The 17,536-nt window shown below is 73.9% G+C and carries 16 protein-coding genes; 5 read left to right on the top strand and 11 right to left on the bottom strand.

Annotated features, from left to right (window positions below):
• Positions 1-207: 207 nt before the first annotated feature.
• The 7 genes from AC4MBH_RS15795 to dnaB all read right to left on the bottom strand — a co-directional run bounded on the left by AC4MBH_RS15795 (position 208) and on the right by dnaB (position 10,371).
• Complete coding sequence (locus AC4MBH_RS15795; protein WP_491795863.1) at positions 208-4,572, bottom strand: phosphodiester glycosidase family protein; 4,365 nt, start codon at positions 4,570-4,572, stop codon at positions 208-210.
• 159 nt (positions 4,573-4,731) lie between these two features.
• The gene (locus AC4MBH_RS15790) at positions 4,732-5,286 is read right to left on the bottom strand and encodes a TIGR03086 family metal-binding protein (RefSeq protein WP_491795862.1); all 555 of its coding nucleotides are present in this window, start codon (positions 5,284-5,286) and stop codon (positions 4,732-4,734) included.
• A gap of 42 nt (positions 5,287-5,328) precedes the next feature.
• On the bottom strand, positions 5,329-6,120 hold the full coding sequence (locus AC4MBH_RS15785; RefSeq protein ID WP_491795861.1) for an SRPBCC family protein: 792 nt from the start codon (positions 6,118-6,120) through the stop codon (positions 5,329-5,331).
• A complete protein-coding gene (locus tag AC4MBH_RS15780) occupies positions 6,117-6,695 on the bottom strand; it encodes a winged helix-turn-helix domain-containing protein (protein WP_491795860.1) in 579 nt (192 codons plus the stop codon). Before AC4MBH_RS15780 ends, AC4MBH_RS15785 begins: the two co-directional genes overlap by 4 nt.
• Before the next feature lie 168 nt (positions 6,696-6,863).
• Positions 6,864-7,559, bottom strand: a complete 696-nt coding sequence (locus AC4MBH_RS15775; RefSeq protein ID WP_491795859.1) for a class I SAM-dependent methyltransferase — start codon at positions 7,557-7,559, stop codon at positions 6,864-6,866.
• A 68-nt stretch (positions 7,560-7,627) separates the two neighbouring features.
• On the bottom strand, positions 7,628-8,872 hold the full coding sequence (locus tag AC4MBH_RS15770; protein ID WP_491795858.1) for a hypothetical protein: 1,245 nt from the start codon (positions 8,870-8,872) through the stop codon (positions 7,628-7,630).
• A 149-nt stretch (positions 8,873-9,021) separates the two neighbouring features.
• Positions 9,022-10,371, bottom strand: coding sequence for a replicative DNA helicase (gene dnaB / locus AC4MBH_RS15765; protein ID WP_491796153.1), 1,350 nt, complete (start codon positions 10,369-10,371; stop codon positions 9,022-9,024).
• Positions 10,372-10,954: 583 nt separating this feature from the next.
• Here dnaB and AC4MBH_RS15760 point away from each other — a divergent pair.
• The 4 genes from AC4MBH_RS15760 (at position 10,955) to AC4MBH_RS15745 (ending at position 14,510) form a co-directional block, all read left to right on the top strand.
• Positions 10,955-12,292, top strand: coding sequence for an MATE family efflux transporter (locus tag AC4MBH_RS15760; RefSeq protein ID WP_491795857.1), 1,338 nt, complete (start codon positions 10,955-10,957; stop codon positions 12,290-12,292).
• Positions 12,289-12,864, top strand: a complete 576-nt coding sequence (locus tag AC4MBH_RS15755; RefSeq protein ID WP_491795856.1) for a hypothetical protein — start codon at positions 12,289-12,291, stop codon at positions 12,862-12,864. The genes AC4MBH_RS15760 and AC4MBH_RS15755 overlap by 4 nt, the downstream gene beginning before the upstream one ends.
• A 61-nt stretch (positions 12,865-12,925) precedes the next feature.
• Entirely contained in the window at positions 12,926-13,333 is a 408-nt protein-coding gene (locus tag AC4MBH_RS15750) for a YciI family protein (RefSeq protein WP_491795855.1), read from the top strand.
• A gap of 7 nt (positions 13,334-13,340) precedes the next feature.
• Positions 13,341-14,510, top strand: coding sequence for an RNA polymerase sigma factor (locus tag AC4MBH_RS15745; protein WP_491795854.1), 1,170 nt, complete (start codon positions 13,341-13,343; stop codon positions 14,508-14,510).
• A 75-nt stretch (positions 14,511-14,585) separates the two neighbouring features.
• Here AC4MBH_RS15745 and rplI read toward each other — a convergent pair whose 3' ends face one another.
• From rplI to rpsF, 4 genes are all read right to left on the bottom strand, one after another.
• Positions 14,586-15,032 (bottom strand): 50S ribosomal protein L9, encoded by a 447-nt coding sequence (gene rplI, locus AC4MBH_RS15740; protein WP_491795853.1) that lies wholly within the window; start codon positions 15,030-15,032, stop codon positions 14,586-14,588.
• 16 nt (positions 15,033-15,048) lie between these two features.
• Positions 15,049-15,285: a 30S ribosomal protein S18 gene (gene rpsR, locus AC4MBH_RS15735; protein ID WP_056603689.1), complete on the bottom strand. Its 237-nt coding sequence runs from the start codon at positions 15,283-15,285 to the stop codon at positions 15,049-15,051.
• Between the two features lie 65 nt (positions 15,286-15,350).
• Positions 15,351-15,965, bottom strand: a complete 615-nt coding sequence (locus tag AC4MBH_RS15730) for a single-stranded DNA-binding protein (RefSeq protein WP_491795852.1) — start codon at positions 15,963-15,965, stop codon at positions 15,351-15,353.
• Between the two features lie 108 nt (positions 15,966-16,073).
• A complete protein-coding gene (gene rpsF / locus AC4MBH_RS15725; RefSeq protein ID WP_491795851.1) occupies positions 16,074-16,379 on the bottom strand; it encodes a 30S ribosomal protein S6 in 306 nt (101 codons plus the stop codon).
• A 239-nt stretch (positions 16,380-16,618) separates the two neighbouring features.
• Here rpsF and AC4MBH_RS15720 point away from each other — a divergent pair, with 239 nt between their 5' ends.
• The gene (locus AC4MBH_RS15720) at positions 16,619-17,527 is read left to right on the top strand and encodes a serine/threonine-protein kinase (RefSeq protein WP_491795850.1); all 909 of its coding nucleotides are present in this window, start codon (positions 16,619-16,621) and stop codon (positions 17,525-17,527) included.
• Positions 17,528-17,536 lie beyond the last annotated feature (9 nt).

The following is a 17,536-nucleotide window of genomic DNA, read 5'->3' as shown; positions in this document are numbered from 1 at the left end:
CAAACCGCGGACCAGGAGACGAGCCCGAGAAGGCCCGGGCGAAGGCGCCTCGGCAAGGCGCGCGGGTCGGGTCACAGAGCCACGAGAGCGGTGCTCTCGCGACCCTGGTAGATGCCGTCCGGACGAACCCGGCGCGACGGCACGCCGTCGTCGTGCCGGTGGGAGGGCGAGGGTGCCGACGTCGTCGCCGGCACCCCCGCCCCGGCCTCAGCGGACGACCACGCGGCCGTTCCTGCGCACGACGAGCACGAGCGCCTCGACGTCCGACGCGGTGCGCCACACGCGCAGCCGGTAGGTGCCGGCGGTCAGCGGCCGGACCGTGCGCAGGTCACCCAGGCGGCCGCGGGCGTGGACCGCGCCGTTGCGGGTGACGACCGTGCGGCGCTCCGCGACCGTGCGGTACGCCACCCGGCAGCGGATCGGCCGCGCGGCTCGGGCCGGACGGACAGCGCAGGTCACCCGGGCGACCTTGCCGCCCGGGGCGCTCAGCCCGCGCGGACCACCGCTGCCCGGGGGGCCCTGCGGACCCTGCGGACCCTGCGGGCCTTGGGGACCCTGCGGACCCTGGGGACCGGTCGCGCCCGGCGTACCGGACTCACCGCCCGGGCCCTGCGGACCCTGCGGCCCCTGCGGCCCCTGCGGACCCTGCGGACCCTGGGGACCCTGGGGACCGGTCTCGCCCGGCTCACCGGCCGGCAGCACGGTGCTGAGGCCCGTGAGCGGCACCTCGACGCGACCCTCCGCGGTGTTGGTGACGAGCACCAGCTCGGCCGTCGAGGTGACCGACGCCTTCGAGGGCGAGAACCGGACCAGCACGGCGCAGGACGCCCCCGGGGCGATCTCACCCCGGACGCAGTCCTCGCCGGCGAGCACGAACTCACCGGCCGGGCTGGTGCCGGTGGCGCGGATGGCGACGTCGGTGACCCGCAGCGGCTGGTCGCCGGTGTTGGTGACGGTCACGGCCTGGCCGACCCCGATGGTGGCGACCGGCTGGGTCGGGAAGACCGGCGCCGGCGCGTCGACCCGCGGGCCGGGACCCGAGGAGGCGACGACCTGGACGGTGCGCTCGCCGACGACGGGCGCCAGCGACGCCTCGTCGGTCAGCTCGCGCATCGACTCGCTGGTGACCCGCAGGGTGACCGAGCCGGTGCGCAGCGCCGTCAGCAGACGGGTCTCGGGGTCGAGGATCGCGACCTTGCGCGCGTCTCGGGCCGCCTCGACGGCGTCGGCGCCAGAGCCGACGGCGAGGCCCTCGTCACCGGACCACTCCGTCGAGAGGGGGTAGGCCAGCGGGACGACGCGGCTGCCGGTGGCGACGCCGGAGGGCTGCACCAGGTGGCCGCTGACCGTGGCGGTCTGACCCACCTCGAGCGACTCCGGCGCCTCGACGACGGTCTCCTGCGAGAACGCCTTGACGTCGGCGGTGAGCCACTGCTGGGCCGCGCTCGCGTCGCGGTCGACGCTCCACTCGAGCCAGCCGGTGATGCCGCCCCGGTCGGGGGTGCCGTACGGCGACTTGCCCGACGACGGCAGCACGACGTAGGGCACGCCCTCCTCGCGGCCCACGTGGGTGATCTGCGCGTGCGAGCCGACCATGGCGACGCCCTTGTCGCTGTCGCGGCGGAAGTCCGAGAGCAGCTGCTTGACCAGGCGCACCTCGATGCGGTCGGTCAGCTGGCTGGAGTCGGTGACGGCCGGGTCCTCGACGGGGTGGTGGGCGAAGACCATCACGTTGTCGACGGCCTCGTCGGTGGCGGCGTCGGCGAGGGCGTCGCGCAGCATCGGCAGCTGGTCCCAATCGGAGCTCCGCAGGTTGCCCAGGGCGCTGTTGAGCAGGACGAACCGGGTGCCCTTGTGGTCGAACGTGCGGTACGGCTGACCGAACTCCGCCTCCCACGCGTCCAGGGTCGACTGCACGTTGCCGGCGCCGTAGGACTCGTGGTTGCCGGGCACGTAGTAGCAGGGGATGGTCCCCGTGGTGTGGTCCGGCGTGCTGTCGGCCGCGGGCTCCTCGCCGACGGCGATCAGGTCGCAGCCACCCTCCTCGAGGGTCTGCCGGGCAAGGGCGACGTCCTCGGGCAGGCCCCGGTCGATGATGTCGCCGTTGAGCACGACGAGGTCGGGCTGCTCGCGCCGGATCCGCGCCAGCGCGGCGACGGCGACCTTGGTCAGGTCGGGCGACGTCGCGGTGAACTGCACGTCGGAGAGCGTGGCGAAGGTCCAGTCGGCGTCCTCGTCGGCCCGCCCGTCCGCGGAGAACAACGGGTCGGAGCGCAGCGGCTCCTCGGCGGGGAGCACGATCTCCGACGGCACATCGGCCTCGAGGCCGCCGATGATGAAGGCGCCGGCCTTCTGCTCGGCCACGGCGGTGTTGATGCCCTGGAAGGAGTTGAAGCGGATCGGGTAGGTCACGCCGCTGGCCGGCAGCGTGAAGGTGACCTGCTGCCACGGGTCGGACGCACCGATGCCGAGCGGCTGGATGCCGGTGCCGTAGAGGCCGTGCGACGCGCCGGCGGCGTCGAAGAAGCCGGCGTAGGTCAGCGAGGCCGGGACGAACACGTCGGACTTGACCTTGAGCCGGACCCGGAGCGGCTGACCCGGGATGTCGACGCCGCGAGCCACGACGCCGGCGGCCGTGATGCCCTTGTTGCGGGTGGCCTTGAACTCCACACGCAGGCCCTGCGGGTCGTCGGCGATGGCGGTGATCCCGCCGGCGGTGCCGTTCGGCGTCCACCGGCCGGGGACGGTGTCGGCGTCGTCGAAGGCGTAGGGGCGCACGGTCTGCACGCCCACGGTGATCGGGAGCCTCACCGACTGGTCACCGGCGGTGGCGACCAGGACGGTGCCACCGTCGCGGAGCGGGGTGACCCGCAGGCCGGTGGCAGCGGGCTGGATGCGGACGACGTCGCGGTCGTAGTCGAGCTCGAGGTCGGCTGTCTCGATGGGCGCGGTGAAGCCCTGGGCGTCCCGGCCGGTCACGCGGACGGTGACGGCGTTGGCCGGCACGGGGTCGGCGATGGAGACGCGGCTCGAGGAGAGCTCGAGGGCGTGCAGGTCGCCCAGCACCTCGACCCGCGTGGTGCCCATGGCGCCGTCGGCGGTGCCCCGCACGGTGAGGGTGCCCTCGGCGTCGCGGGGCGCGGCGAGGAGTCCGTTGTCGATCGACCCGGCCGAGGTGCTCCACCGGACGTCGCCACGCGCGAGCGGCACCGGCGTCAGGTGGTCGTCGACGGCCTTGGCCGTCAGGGTGCGGTGCATCCCGGGGAAGACCGCCGCGTCGTCGGGCCCCGGGGTGAGCACGAGCTCCTCCGCCCGGCCCGAGCCGGGCGTGACGAAGACGCCGACCCCGTTGGGGTCGAGCCGCTCGCTGCCGTCGGAGGGCTTGTTGCGCACGGTGACCCGGGAGTCGCCCAGCGGGCGGGCGACCATGGTCGTGGAGCCGCCGCCGTCGAGGTTCCAGGCGGCCTCGGCGCCCTGGTCGACCATGAACGCCGCCAGCTCACGCATCGTCATGCCGAGGATCGGTGACTGGCGTCCGTCGTTGGTGACCAGCAGCATGGTGCGGCCGCCGTCCTTGAACCCGATGACGGTGCGCGGGTGCACGTCGTTGTCGAGCTCGGAGTCGGGACGGGCGACGCCGTCGCGCACCAGCTCGCGGTTGGAGCCGACGACGAACTTCATCTGTCGGGCGACGGCGTCGCTCAGCCCGTAGGTCAGGCTCGCCGCGTCCCCGGGTGCGAGCGCCCGGATGGCGGCGGCCCCGGCCTCGCGGCCGACGAGCACGAACGCGCCGTCGGGGATCTGCCCGCTGCCGGCCGCCCGGGCGTCGACGGAGACGACGGTGCCGTCCTGGACCAGCACCGAGGCGACGTCCTGCGACCCGTTGACGGCGATGGCCCGGCTGGCCCCGCCCCAGCCGGAGGTGAAGGCGACGATCGCGCCGGCCGGCGTCCCGGCGAGGGTATTGGACGCGTTGAGCGAGATCACGGGGTGGACGGTGCCGCGCAGGGTCGCCGATGCCTGCAGCGCCATGTCGACGGCCCGGCCGAGGCCGTCCTGGCCCACCCCGACGTGGGTCCAGCTGCCGTGGTCGGACGACTTGAGCAGCTCGCCGTTGCGCACCTCGGCGCCCAGCGGCGCACCGGAGTTGCTGATGTCGAAGAAGTCGCCGTTGACGGCCGCGACCGCACCGGCCGCGTCGGCCTTGGTGGAGATCGGGGCGCGGTCGGTGACGTGCTCGCCCGCGAGGAGGTCACTGGTGACGGCCGGGTCGGAGAGGTCGACCGAGAGGACCTGCTGGTCGTACCAGCCGCGGGGCGTCACCGTGGTGAGGTGGCGCAGCGTGATCCCGGGCCCGATGGGCTCGGTCTCGTCGGTCAGGGCGATCGAGTCGTCGGCGGCCGGGGCCGCGGTGCGCGCGGTGGTGGACGCCGTGGTGGGCGCCGGGGCGGCAGCGTGGGCCGGGCTGGTCGGCAGGACGCCGAGCGCGCCGACGCCGACGACCGCGGCCACCAGCGCCGACACCGACGTGCGGAGCCCGCGCCGGCGCGTCTGGGGGGATAGTGGGGACATCAGGGAGTGACCTCGTTCTGGGGGACGGTCGCCCCGCGAACGCGGGGCGACCGCATTCACCCAGTGCTCGGCCAACGCCCGAGGGCCGCGACGGTCATCCGCAGGCGAAGAGACGGTGACCGGCAGGGGCCCGGTCTCGGGCCGGGGTGCCGGCCGCGGCTAGGGCCGGCGTCCGAACGCGTCGAGGAGCCGGAGCTGCAGGGGCGCGGTGGCCGGGAGGGTGCCGCTCGGGCCGGCGCCGTACGCGCCGGAGGCGAGCATCTCGTCGAGGTGGGGCTCCACGAGGCGCCACAGCCCGTCGACGACCGCCGGGTCGAGCGTCTCGTCGAGGTCGGCCGCGCGGAGCAGGTCCCAGGCGTGGACGACGAGGTCGACCAGGCGGAAGCGGAGGAACGCGCCGGCAGGGATGTCGCCGCGAGGGCCGGGCACGGTCTGGTCGGGTGCCGTGGCGGCGAAGGCGTCCGCCTGGCTGCGGGACGACGCGACCACCGCCGCGAGGGCGTCGTCGCCGAGCTGGTCGCCGCCGAGCGCGGCGCGGGCGTCGTCGCGCCCCACCCCCGCCAGCAGCAGCGCGGTGAACCTGTTCCCGACGACGAGGTGCTCGACCAGGTCGCGGACGGGCATGTCCGACGGGGTCGGCCGGTCCCACGAGGAGTCCGGCAGCCGGCGTACGACGCGCTCGAGCTCGGCGGAGGCGGCCTCGATCAGCTCCATGGGCGGCACGGTAGCCGGGGGCCGGACGCGGGGCGGCCCGACTCAGGCCGGGACGGACAGGCCCTGCAGCCACGCCTGCCAGGCCGGCTCCTCGCGGCGTACGTGGTCGGCCGCGTCGGCGGAGAACAGGTACGCCCGCACGCCCGCCAGCGCCTCGCCGTCGCCCATGGCGTGCGTGAAGACGCTGAGCATCCCGGGCACCGGTGCGTCGAGCCGGACCAGCGCCTGCCGCTCGCCGACCCGCTCGACCGTGCCGGTGGCGCCCCGCAGGTCGACCGCCGTGCCCACCTCGCCGAGCTCGAGGGCGTCGCGCAGGGTCGACCAGAGCGCGGCCGCGTCGCGGGGGTGGGAGGCGCTGGCCTCGAGCTGGGTGGCCTCCTGGCCGGGGAAGTGCGACAGGTAGAGGCGCAGGTTGTCGAAGAACGGCATCCAGCTGGAGCCCATGTCGTCCCACCACTCCGACTCCCAGGCGGCGCCGGTCCCGAAGCCGCTGCTGGTGACCCGCACGACGCAGGTGCCGCCGGACTGCGCCTCGACGAGGAACTCCGAGGTGAGCGGGCTGAGCGAGTCCGGGTCCTTGCCCATCAGGGCGGCCCAGTCCTCCTCGTAGGCGAGACGGCGCGGCGGCTCCCAGCCGGTGACCCGTCCGTCCGAGCCCATCTCGGGGCCCATGGAGAAGTGCAGGGAGCCGCCCTCGCGCTCCTCCAGCTCCGTGGGCAGGAACCAGGCGCTCATGCCCCTGGCGGTGGCGACGGCCTGCCAGACCTGCTCCGGGGTGCCGGGCACCTCGACGCTGAACTCCAGGCGGTACGGGACGGTCGGTGTCGTGCTCATGAGGTCTCCTCGGGAAGGGGGTGGGCGGCGACGACGAGCCGGTGCGGGCGCCCGTCGTCGTGGTGGTAGCGGGCGGCCAGGTCGAGCACCGCGGCGGTCAGGTCGTCGGCGAAGGCGGCCCGGTCGGCGGCCGAGGCGAAGCCGATCTGCGTGTCGATCGTCAGGGTGGGCAGGCGCCTGCCGGACGCGCCGGCCCGGCGTGCCAGGGTGCCGACCTCGCGCACCAGCCGGCCGGCCAGCGCGACGAGGTAGCCCGCCGACAGGTGGTCGGCGTTGGCGTCCGGGTCGGCCGCGGACGCGCTGACGGCCGCCGGCGACACGACGTACGACGCCGCGGAGGCCTGCAGCACCCGCTCGGTGATGCCGCCGTGCCGACGCTCGTCGGAGAGCCGCACCAGGCCGTGCGCCTCCAGGGCCTTGAGGTGGTAGTTGACCTTCTGGCGCGTGATCCCGACCTTGGCGGCCAGCCCGGCAGCCGACGCCGGGACGGCCAGCTCGCCGAGCAGCCGCGCCCGGACCGGGTCGAGCGCGGCGGCCGCTGCGTCGGCGTCCTCGATGACCTCGATGTCCTGCATCCCGCCAGCGTGCCCTTGACAATTATTCTTGTCAAGGGCCCCGGCAGGTCGCAGGGGGTGCTCAGCCCGCGGCACCCACGGTGGCGACCGCGAGCGAGGCGAACCCCGCGGTGACGACGACGACGCGCACCAGGCCGCGACCACCTCGACCAGCAGGGTGCCCAGGACTCAGAGCGCCTCGAGGTCGAAGAAGAGGAAACCCATGAACCTCTCCCCTGGCTGCAGGCCCGGAGGCAGCACCTCGGCGGGGGTGTCGGGGTCGGCCGGCGGCTCGTGGATCCCGACGATCCGGAAGCCGGCCTCGGCGAACGATCCCGCCATGTCGCTCAGGGGCCGGTGGAAGAAGGTGAGGTCCACGCTGGTGCCGGCGAAGTCGTAGTCCTCGGTGTACTCGGTGATCCCGAAGTACTCCAGGTCCGGGTGCACGATCGGGAACGCGCCGGGGTGGTTGACCGAGACCAGCAGCCGGCCGCCGGGGGTGAGCACCCGGCGGAGCTCGGACAACGGGCCCGACCAGTCCGACAGGTAGTGCAGGACCAAGGACGCCACCACGGTGTCGAAGGTCGCGTCCTGCCAGGGCAGCTGCTCGGCCAGGTCGTGCACCCGCAGGTCCGTCTCGGGGAGGCTGCGGCGGGCGATCTCGATCATCGCGGCGCTGAGGTCGAAGCCGCTGACGTCGGCGCCACGTTCGGTCATCGCGACGCTGGTCGGACCGGACCCGCACCCGGCATCGAGGACCCGGTGCCCGGTCACGTCGCCCAGGAGGCCCAGCATCGCCGGCTTCTCGTACCACCTGTTGAAGAAGCCCTCGGCGTTCGCAGCGGCGTAGGCCTCGGCCCACTGGTCGTAGTCGCTGTGCGTCATGACCTCCACCCTGCCCGTCCCGGGGAGCAGCCTCTCGAACCCACGAGGTCGACGCGCGCCCGGTGCTGTCAGCTCGTGAGGCCGAAGCTCCGGGCACCCGGACGGACCTCGGTCGGGGCGTCGCCGGGGGTGCCGGTGCCCGTCATGGCCGCCAGCGCGGGCCCACCGGTCGTCAGCAGGGCCAGGAACCCCGTGCGGTCGCCGACCGCCTGCGGCGCGAAGATCACGGTGGCGGTGCAGGAACCGCCCGCGGGGATCGAGCGCGGCTCGGACGTCTCGGGGTCGTAGTCGTCGCAGGTGAAGGAGGCGTCGCCCGCGAAGCCGAAGGAGAAGCTGTCGGTGTCGCTCAGCAGGCCGTCGTGCACCGACACGGCCTCGTTGCTGTCGTTGTGCAGGACGTAGGTCTGTGCCGCGGACTCGGAGACCTCGACGTCGCCGAAGTCGTGGGTCATCGGCGTGAGGCGCACCGGCGCGACCAGGTCGACCCCGGCGACGGCGCCACGGGCACCGCGGACGACGAGCCGGTCGGAGGCGAACGGGTCGCCGCCCTCGACGCGGGACACGTCGACGGTGCAGCTGCGTCCGGGCCTGAGGGAGATCTTGCAGGTCGTGGCCGCGACCTGGAAGTTGGTGGACGGCTCGGCGGCACGGCCCCCGAGCAGGGGCGGCAGGCTCGACCCGCCGGCCTCGATCGCCAGCGCCAGGCGCCCGGTGCGGGTCTGGCCGGTGTTGGTGAGGACGACGCGCGCGGTGTCCGAGGGCTCGGCCACGCGGAGTGCGGCTACCTGGCGGCGCGTGGGCGACTCCGGCAGGAAGACCGCGGGCATCGGGACGGCGACGATGTCGTCGTCCGCGGTCAGCCGGGACGGGGCGATGGTGATGGTCGCCCTCGTCGTCGCGCCGACCTTGCAGACCGCCTCCGGGTGCCGGGACCAGCAGACCGCGACGCGGTAGTCACCCTCGTTGAAGCGGTGGCCGACCGGGAGCTTGCGGGTCCTGGTCGCGACGACGCTCTTGCCGGCGCCGATCCGCGGGGCGGACGCCCGGCCGAACAGGGTCAGGGTGCCGTCCTCGGCGACCAGGTAGAAGCGCACGAACCGCGCCGTCGTCGGTGCCGGGGCGCGGTTCTCCACGGTGTAGCCGACGGTCACCTCGGTGCCGCTCGGGGTGGCCCGCTCGGCGGCCGCGACCCGCGTGACCTTCACGGGCTCGGGGCCGGGCCCGGTGGCCTGGGCCGCCGTGGGCGACCCGACGAGGGTGGCCGACGCGACCGCCGCGAGCAGGGACAGGGAGACGACCGGGGTTCTCAGCACGGCGCCATCGTGGCTCGGCGGGGGCACCGCGTCCGGGGAACGGTGGAAGTCTGACCGATCGGCCAGGGGTGGGGAGTGCGGCGAGGTCGGGGCGCTGTCGTGGGGGCGTCGGGCCGGACCACCGGCACCGGCACCGGCACCGGCACCGGTCAGTGCGCCATGTCGACGAAGCGTGAGTAGTGGCCCTGGAAGGCCACCGTGATGTCGCGGGTGGCGCCGTTGCGGTGCTTGACGACGAGCAGGTCGGCCTCGCCGGGGCGGGTCGACTCCTTCTCGTAGACGTCGTCGCGGTGCAGCAGGATCACCATGTCGGCGTCCTGCTCGAGGGAGCCGGACTCGCGCAGGTCGCTCATCATCGGGCGCTTGTCGCCGCGCTGCTCGGGGCCACGGTTGAGCTGGGAGAGCGCGATGATCGGCAGCTCGAGCTCCTTGGCGAGCAGCTTGATCTGGCGGGAGAACTCCGAGACCTCGAGCTGGCGTGACTCGACCTTCTTGCCCGAGCTCATCAGCTGCATGTAGTCGATGACGATGAGCTTGAGGTCGTGGCGCTGCTTGAGGCGTCGCGCCTTGGCCCGGATCTCCATCATCGTCATGTTGGGGCTGTCGTCGATGAACATCGGCGCCGAGGACACCTTGCCCATGTGTCGGGCGAGCTTGTCCCAGTCGCCCTCCTGCATGTTGCCGTTGCGGATGTGGTTGAGCGGGATCTTCGCCTCGGCCGACAGCAGTCGCATCGTGATCTCCGAGCGCGTCATCTCCAGGCTGAAGAAGCAGCTGGTGAGGTTGTTGGCGATCGACGCCGAGCGACACAGGTCGAGCGCGAAGGTCGACTTCCCCATGGCGGGACGGGCCGCGACGATGATCATCTGGCCGGAGTGCAGGCCGTTGGTCAGGTCGTCGAGGTCGGCGAACCCGGTCGGGACGCCGTAGAGGCCGGCCTCGCGGTTGCTGATCGCCTCGATCTCGTCGAGGACGCCCTCCATGATGTCGCTGAGCGGCGAGTAGTCCTCCGAGCTGCGCTTGTCGGTGATCTGGTAGATCTCGGCCTGCGCGCGGTCGACGATGTCGTCGACCTGGCCCTCGCCGGCGTAGCCGTACTGGGCGATCCGGGTGCCGGCGTCGACCAGGCGGCGCAGGATCGCCTTCTCGTGGACGATCTGGGCGTAGAACTCGGCGTTGGCGGCGATCGGCACGTTGGCGGCGAGGGTGTGCAGGTAGGACGCACCGCCGACCTTGGCGAGCTCGCCGCGGCGCTGGAGCTCGGCGGCGACGGTGATCATGTCGACCGGCTCGCCCCGGCCGAAGAGGTCGATGATCGCGTCGTGGATGACCTCGTGGCTGGGGCGGTAGAAGTCGTTGCCGCGCAGCACCTCGGAGACCTCGGCCACCGCGTCCTTGGAGATCAGCATCGAGCCGAGCACCGACTGCTCGGCGGCCATGTCCTGGGGCGGGGTGCGGTCGCCGGCCGACCGGGGCGCCGAGCCCGGCTCGAAGGGCATCGGGCCGTCGCCCCAGGGGTCGCCCGGTCCGTCGTACGGCGGCTCGGACGAGCCCCGGTTGTCGGACTCGGTGACGCTCACGGTGGCTCCACGGATCGGCGCTGATGGGGACGGACAGGGTGGTGCTGGCAGGCAGGACCGACGGTAGGGGTGGCCACCGACAATTCGAACGCACGGTCGATCCGCGCCGCGTCGAGCCGGGGACGGGCACCACGTGCGGGGGGACGAGAGCCCCGAACCTAGGCCCCGCAGCGCCCGCGCGACAGCGGCCTGTCCACAGGCCCTGGGGATAACTCGGTCAGGGCCGTGGACGACACGCGCCACCGTGTGCACAGCCTGGGGAGCAACCTGTGGAGCAGCGCGACCCGATCTGCGCTGGCAGGCCGCTGACCTGCGGAAATGCCGCCTCACACGGTGTGGAACCAGAATCTCAAGAAGATTTTTCGTTCACCGCGCGGTCACACGGCGTGTCCGGGAGGTTTGTCGACATGGCGGCTCTCCCGATCGGTCATCCACAAGTCCGGCGTGGTTTTCCACCGGTTCCTGAGGAATCCGGCGCGCCCCCCTCACTAGTGTGCTACGAGTGCGTGCCACCGACCGGGAGATCCTCCGCCTGGCCTGGCCGGCGTTCCTCGCCCTGGTCGCCGAGCCCCTGTTCCTGCTCACCGACGCCGCGGTGGTCGGCCACCTCGGCACCGCCGAGCTCGCCGGGCTGGGCATCGCGGCCGCGGTGCTCCAGACCGCGGTCGGCCTGTGCGTCTTCCTGGCCTACGGCACCACGGCCGGGGTCGCCCGGCTGCTCGGCGCCGGCGACCGCCGCGGGGCCATCGCGCTGGGCGTCGACGGGATCTGGCTCGCGGTCGCGCTCGGCGCCGCGATCACCGTCGCCGGCGTCGCCCTCACCGGTCCCCTGGTCGACGCGTTCGGCGTCGGCGACCCGGTGCGGGGGTACGCCGTCACCTACTTGCGGATCGCCTTCCTCGGCACCGCCCCGCTGCTGGTGATGCTGGCCGCGACCGGCGTGCTCCGCGGGCTCCAGGACACCCGCACGCCGCTCGTCGTCGCGATCGGCGGCAACGCGCTCAACGTCGTGCTCAACGTCGTGCTGGTCCACGGCGTCGGCTCGTTCGCCGGCATCGGCATCGCCGGCTCGGCGTGGGGCTCGGTCGTCGCCCAGGTCGCCTCGGCAGCCGCGCTCACCTACGTCGTCGTCCGCGGTGCCCGCCGTCACGGCGCGCCGCTGCGACCCGACCCCTCCGGCGTCCGGGCAGCCGCGCGCGCCGGCGTCGCCCTGGTCGTGCGGACCCTCACCCTGCGCGCCGCGCTGCTCGTCACGACGTACGCCGTCGCGGTCGGCTCGGGCGGCGACCCTGACGAGATCGCCACCCACCAGCTCGCGATGACGCTGTGGGGGTTCCTGGCGTTCGTGCTCGACGCGATCGCGATCGCCGCCCAGGCGATCACCGGCCGGGCACTCGGCGCCGGTGACGTCGAGGGGGCCCGGGCGCTCACCCGGCGGATGGTCACGTGGGGCTGGGCGAGCGGGATCGTGACCGGTCTCGCGCTCGCGGTGACCAGCCCGCTGCTGGGGTCGCTGTTCACCGAGGATCCCGACGTGCCGTCGCTGCTCTGGCCGGTCCTGGTCGTCGCGGCGCTCGGGCAGCCGATCGCCGGGGTCGTGTTCGTGCTCGACGGCGTCCTCATCGGCGCCGGCGACGGCCGCTACCTGGCCTGGGCCGGCCTCGTCGTGGCGCTGGTCTACGCCCCCGCCACGCTCGCCGCCGCCGCCTGGGCCGACGCCGGCCTGGTGGCCGTGTGGGTGCTGTTCGCGGGGCTGTTCATGACCGGGCGCCTCGTCACCCTGGTGCACCGGGCCCGGGGCGACGCGTGGCTGCGGACCGGCCCTAGGGTGGCCGCGTGAAGCCGCTGCAGGCGATCGCCATGGGCATGGTCATCCACCTGCTGTACGCCGAGGCCGGTGGCTTCGACCTGCTCGCCGACCCGCTCGGCTGGGTCCTGGTGGTCGTCGGCGTCCGGGGGCTCCCGGCCCGGCTCGAGCTGCGCTCGACCCTGCTGGTGCTCGCGCTGCTGGCCACCGCGGTGTCGGTGCCGCTCTGGGTCCCCGCGGTGGTCGAGGCGCTCGAGGACGGCGACGAGGCCGTCGCCTGGGCGCTCAACCTCCCCAAGCTCGGCTGCTACCTGCTGCTCTGCGTGGTCCTCGGCCGCGCCGCCACCGAGGCCCGCGAGCAGGTGGCCGCCACCTGGTGGGGGGCCCTGGTGCTCGCCCTGGCCGTCGTGGCCACCCTGCCGGTGCTCATCTTCGGCGGCGGCGTGGAGAGCCTGACCGACCTGGCCAGCTTCCTGGTCGGGCTCGTCCCGACCGTCGTGGTCGTCCTGCTGTTCTGGTACGCCGGCCGGCCCTGGGCCGGCGCCCCTCCCCCGGCTCCGCGGACCGCCACGAGCTCGTCGGGGGACGATGTCGAGAAGGCGTGACCGGTTCCGTCCCAGGGTCGAGGGCGACCAGACGGGTCGCCCCAGCACCGAGGAGAACACGATGGCCAAGTACCTGCTGCTCAAGCACTACCGCGGCGCCCCGGCGGCGGTCAACGACGTCCCGATGGACCGCTGGACGCCCCAGGAGATCGCCGACCACGTCGCCTACATGAACGACTTCGCGGCCCGGCTGGAGGAGTCCGGCGAGTTCGTCGACGGCCAGGCGCTCGCCCCCGAGGGCTCGTGGGTCCGCTACGACGGCGAGGGTCGCCCGCCGGTCACCGACGGCCCGTTCGCCGAGACCAAGGACCTGATCGCCGGCTGGATGATCATCGACGTCGACAGCCACGAGCGCGCCGTCGAGCTCGCGGGCGAGCTGTCTGCCGCCCCCGGGGCCGGCGGCGCGCCGATCCACGAGTGGCTCGAGGTGCGGCCGTTCCTCACCGCACCCCCCACGATCGCCGAGTGACGCTGCGGTGAGCCTCGAGGTGGACGAGGTCCTGCTGCGCAGCCTCGCACCGGGGGTGCTCGGCGTCCTCGTCCGCCGCGGCGCCGACTTCGCGACGGCCGAGGACGCCGTCCAGGACGCGATGGTCGAGGCCGTCCGGGTCTGGCCGGCCGACCCGCCGCGCGACGCCAAGGCCTGGCTGGTCACGGTGGCCTGGCGCCGGTTCCTCGACGCCGCCCGGGCCGACACGGCCCGCCGGCGGCGCGAGGAGCGCGTCGAGGACGAGCCGGCGCCCGGTTCCGCGCCGGCTTCCGACGACACGCTCCAGCTCTACTTCCTGTGCGCCCACCCGTCGCTGACGCCGGCGTCGGCGGTGGCGCTCACCCTGCGGGCCGTCGGTGGGCTCACGACGCGCCAGGTGGCCCAGGCCTACCTGGTGCCGGAGCCGACGATGGCCCAGCGGATCAGCCGGGCCAAGCGCACCGTCGCGGGCGTGCGCCTCGACCAGCCCGGCGACGTCGCCACCGTGCTGCGGGTGCTCTACCTGGTCTTCAACGAGGGCTACTCCGGCGACGTCGACCTCGCCGCCGAGGCGATCCGGCTCACCCGGCAGCTGGCGGCGGCGCTGCCCGCGGCGCACCCCGCCCACAGCGAGGTGGCCGGCCTGCTCGCGCTGATGCTGCTGCACCACGCGCGCCGCGCCGCCCGCACCGCTCCCGACGGCAGCCTGGTCACCCTCGCCCAGCAGGACCGCAGCCGGTGGGACACCCGCGCGATCGCCGAGGGCGTCGCGATCCTGCAGGCGGCCCTCGCCCGGGACCGGTTGGGCGAGTTCCAGGCGCAGGCGGCGATCGCCGCGCTGCACGCCGACGCGCCCACCGCCGAGGAGACCGACTGGGTGCAGGTCGTCGAGTGGTACGACGAGCTGCTGCGGCTCACCGACACCCCCGTCGTCCGTCTCAACCGGGCCGTCGCGGTCGGCGAGGCCGACGGGCCGCACGCCGGCCTGGCCGCCCTGGCGCCCCTCGACGAGGGCCTTCCGCGGCGCTCCGCCGTGGCGGCGTACCTGCACGAGCGGGCCGGCGACCAGGTCATGGCCGCGCGGCTCTACGCCCGCGCCGCCCACGAGGCGTCCAACCTCGCCGAGCGGGACCACCTGACGCGCCAGGCCGCCCGGCTCAACGCGCGGCTCGGCTGAGGGTGCGCTGCACGAGCACGACGGCCGCCCACCGGGAGTCCCGGGGGCGGCCGTCGAGTGCCGGAGCGTGGTGCGTCAGGCGGGGATGACGTTGAGCGCCACGGTGGCCGTGACCTCGTCGTGCAGCTTGACCGTGACCGAGTGGGCGCCGAGCGACTTGATCGGGTTGGTGACCACGATCGTGCGCTTGTCGACGCTCTCCCCGGCGACGTCGGCCAGCGCGCCGGCCAGCTCGGTCAGCGTGACGGTGCCGAACAGGCGACCGTTGGCGCCGGCCCGGACCTTGACGTCGACCGTCGCGGCCTCGAGCTTGGCCTTGATCTGGTCGGCGTGGTCGTGGTCGCGCACCGAGCGGCTGGCGCGGGCGGCCTTGATCGACTCGACCTGCTTCTGGCCGCCACGGGTCCAGCGGACCGCGACGTTGCGCGGGATGAGGTAGTTGCGGCCGTAGCCGTCCTTGACCTCGACGACGTCGCCCGGCGAACCGAGTCCGTCGACCTCCTGGGTGAGGATGAGCTTCATGGTGTCGACTCCTCTCTCAGCGACCGGTGGAGGTGTAGGGCAGCAGGGCCAGCTCGCGGGCGTTCTTGACCGCGATGGCCACGTCGCGCTGGTGCTGGACGCAGTTGCCGGTCACGCGCCGCGCACGGATCTTGCCGCGGTCGGAGATGAACTTGCGGAGCAGGGTGGTGTCCTTGTAGTCGACACCGGTCGCCTTCTCCTTGCAGAACTGGCAGACCTTCTTCTTCGGCTTGCGCAGGATTGCCTTGGCCATTGTGGTGCTTCCTCTCTAGAAGCCCGGCTCACGCCGGAATGGTTGAGGTTGTCTGGATGGGTTGTTCAGAACGGGGGCTCGTCGGAGCCCACGCCGGGAGCGGCCCACGGGTCGTTGGCCGGCGGACGTCCGCCGCCCTGCCCACCCTGGCCGCCGGGTCCGCCCGGACCGCCCTGGCCGCCGCCGCCCTGGCTGGGCGCGGGGGTGGCCCACGGGTCCTCGGACTGGCCGCCGCCACCGCCGGAGTAGCCACCGCCGCCACCGCCACCGCCGCCGTTGCCGCCACCGCCGGAGTAGCCGCCCCCGCCGCCCTGACGGCCGGCACGGACGACCTTGGCGGTCGCGAACTTCAGCGAGGGACCGACCTCTTCGACGTCGAGCTCGTAGACCGTGCGCTTCTCGCCCTCACGGGTCTCGTAGCTGCGCTGCTTGAGCCGGCCCTGGACGACGACCCGCATGCCCTTCTGGAGCGACTCGGCCACGTTCTCCGCAGCCTGGCGCCAGATCGCGCACGACAGGAACAGGCCCTCGCCATCGACCCACTCGTTGGTGTTCTTGTCGAACGTGCGGGGCGTCGAGGCGATCCGGAAGTTGGCGACCGCAGCCCCGGACGGGGTGAAGCGCAGCTCCGGGTCGTCGACGAGGTTGCCGACCACGGTGATGACGGTCTCGCCGGCCATGTCAGGTCTCCCTAGGGTTTGGTGATCCGTTGATGTCGGGGCTCATCGTCGCGCGAGCCGCCGACAAGCGGTAGCCGTCCTCCACAAGGTGGAGGGCGACCGGCACGCTCAGTGAGCGTCGGGGCGCATGACCTTCGTGCGCAGGATCGACTCGTTGAGCCCGAGCTGGCGGTCGAACTCCTTGACCGTGGCCGGCTCGGCCTGCAGGTTGATCACGGCGTAGATGCCCTCGGAGTTCTTGACCCCGTCGGCGTTCTTGATCTGGTAGGCGAGGCGACGACGGCCCCACACCTCGATCTTGTCGACGGTGCCGCCGTCCTTGCGGATGACGTTGAGGTACTTGTCGAGCGACGGCTCGACGGTCCGCTCCTCGAGGCTGGGCTCGAGGATGACCATCACTTCATAGGAACGCACAGCGGTCTCCACCTCCTGTGGACTTCGGCGGCCACGGTCTCTCCGTGGCAGGAGGGCTGTACAACTTCGTCCTCGCACGGCGGCCCGTCGGTGGGCGCGGACGAGGACAGGAGAGAGTAGCGCGGGCGGCCGGGCCCGCCCAACTCCACGCCCGTGCCGGCCGGTGGGGGCGGTGCCGGCCGCAGGGGGCCTGTGGAGGAGCGCCGCCGCGACGGACCCGGTCGTGGCACGGTCGGCGCATGTCCTACGCCGACCCGCCGCTCGCCGGGCGCTACCACCTGCTCGACGTCGTCGGCGCCGGCGGCATGGGCGCGGTGTGGCGGGCCTGGGACCTGCGCGAGCAGCGCTTCGTCGCGGTCAAGGTGCTGCGCCGCCACGACTCGGGCCACCTGCTCCGGTTCGTGCGCGAGCAGTCGGTGCGGATCCGGCACCCGCACGTCACCGCGCCGACCGGCTGGGTCGCCGACGACGAGCGGGTGGCGTTCGCGATGGAGCTGGCCCACGGCGGCTCGGTGGCCGACCTGCTCGCCGACCGCTCGGGCGAGCCGCTGCCGGCGGCGTACGTCGCCGAGCTGCTCGGCCAGCTGCTCGACGGGCTGGCCGCGGTGCACGCCGCCGGCGTCGTCCACCGCGACGTCAAGCCGGCCAACCTGCTGCTCGACGCGACCGGCCGCGCCCGCCCGCACCTGCGGATCGGCGACTTCGGGGTCGCGGCCGTCCTCGGCGACCCGTCCGAGCCGCTGGTCACCGTCGGCACCGAGGGCTACGCGGCGCCCGAGCAGCTCGCGGGCGCGCCGCCCGACCCGCGCCAGGACCTGTACGCCGGCGGCGTCACGGCTCGCCGACTCCTCGGCCGTGCGCCGAGCGCGTTGGACCCGCTGGTCGCCGACCTCACCTCCGCCGACCCGGCACGCCGGCCGGCCGGCGCCCTCGACGCCCGCCGCCGGCTCGACGCGGTCGCCCCGGGACGGCCGTGGTGCCGTCCGCGGGTGCCCGACCGGCTCGCCGACGTCGCCGTCCCGCTCCCCACCGCCCGGCGCACCGCCCGCCCCACCCGCCCGACCGCACCCGCCTGGTTGCTCGGCTCGGCGTTCGTGACGTCGACCGCGGCCACGTCGACGGGCGCCCTCTGGCTCCTGGCGAGGTGACCGGGCCGC

The sequence above is a fragment of the Nocardioides sp. WJ219 genome, from assembly GCF_058559815.1.
The sequence above is the reverse complement of the archived record's forward strand: the minus strand, read 5'-3'. Positions and strand labels throughout refer to the sequence as shown.

What these genes read in the sequence shown, in the direction of transcription:
- AC4MBH_RS15795 (WP_491795863.1), bottom strand. Translation starts at nt 4,572, where the DNA reads ATGTCCCCACTATCCCCCCAGACGCGCCGGCGCGGGCTCCGCACGTCG.
- AC4MBH_RS15790 (WP_491795862.1), bottom strand. Translation starts at nt 5,286, where the DNA reads ATGGAGCTGATCGAGGCCGCCTCCGCCGAGCTCGAGCGCGTCGTACGC.
- AC4MBH_RS15785 (WP_491795861.1), bottom strand. Translation starts at nt 6,120, where the DNA reads ATGAGCACGACACCGACCGTCCCGTACCGCCTGGAGTTCAGCGTCGAG.
- AC4MBH_RS15780 (WP_491795860.1), bottom strand. Translation starts at nt 6,695, where the DNA reads ATGCAGGACATCGAGGTCATCGAGGACGCCGACGCAGCGGCCGCCGCG.
- AC4MBH_RS15775 (WP_491795859.1), bottom strand. Translation starts at nt 7,559, where the DNA reads ATGACGCACAGCGACTACGACCAGTGGGCCGAGGCCTACGCCGCTGCG.
- dnaB (WP_491796153.1), bottom strand. Translation starts at nt 10,371, where the DNA reads ATGCCCTTCGAGCCGGGCTCGGCGCCCCGGTCGGCCGGCGACCGCACC.
- AC4MBH_RS15750 (WP_491795855.1), top strand. Translation starts at nt 12,926, where the DNA reads ATGGCCAAGTACCTGCTGCTCAAGCACTACCGCGGCGCCCCGGCGGCG.
- rplI (WP_491795853.1), bottom strand. Translation starts at nt 15,032, where the DNA reads ATGAAGCTCATCCTCACCCAGGAGGTCGACGGACTCGGTTCGCCGGGC.
- rpsR (WP_056603689.1), bottom strand. Translation starts at nt 15,285, where the DNA reads ATGGCCAAGGCAATCCTGCGCAAGCCGAAGAAGAAGGTCTGCCAGTTC.
- AC4MBH_RS15730 (WP_491795852.1), bottom strand. Translation starts at nt 15,965, where the DNA reads ATGGCCGGCGAGACCGTCATCACCGTGGTCGGCAACCTCGTCGACGAC.
- AC4MBH_RS15720 (WP_491795850.1), top strand. Translation starts at nt 16,619, where the DNA reads ATGTCCTACGCCGACCCGCCGCTCGCCGGGCGCTACCACCTGCTCGAC.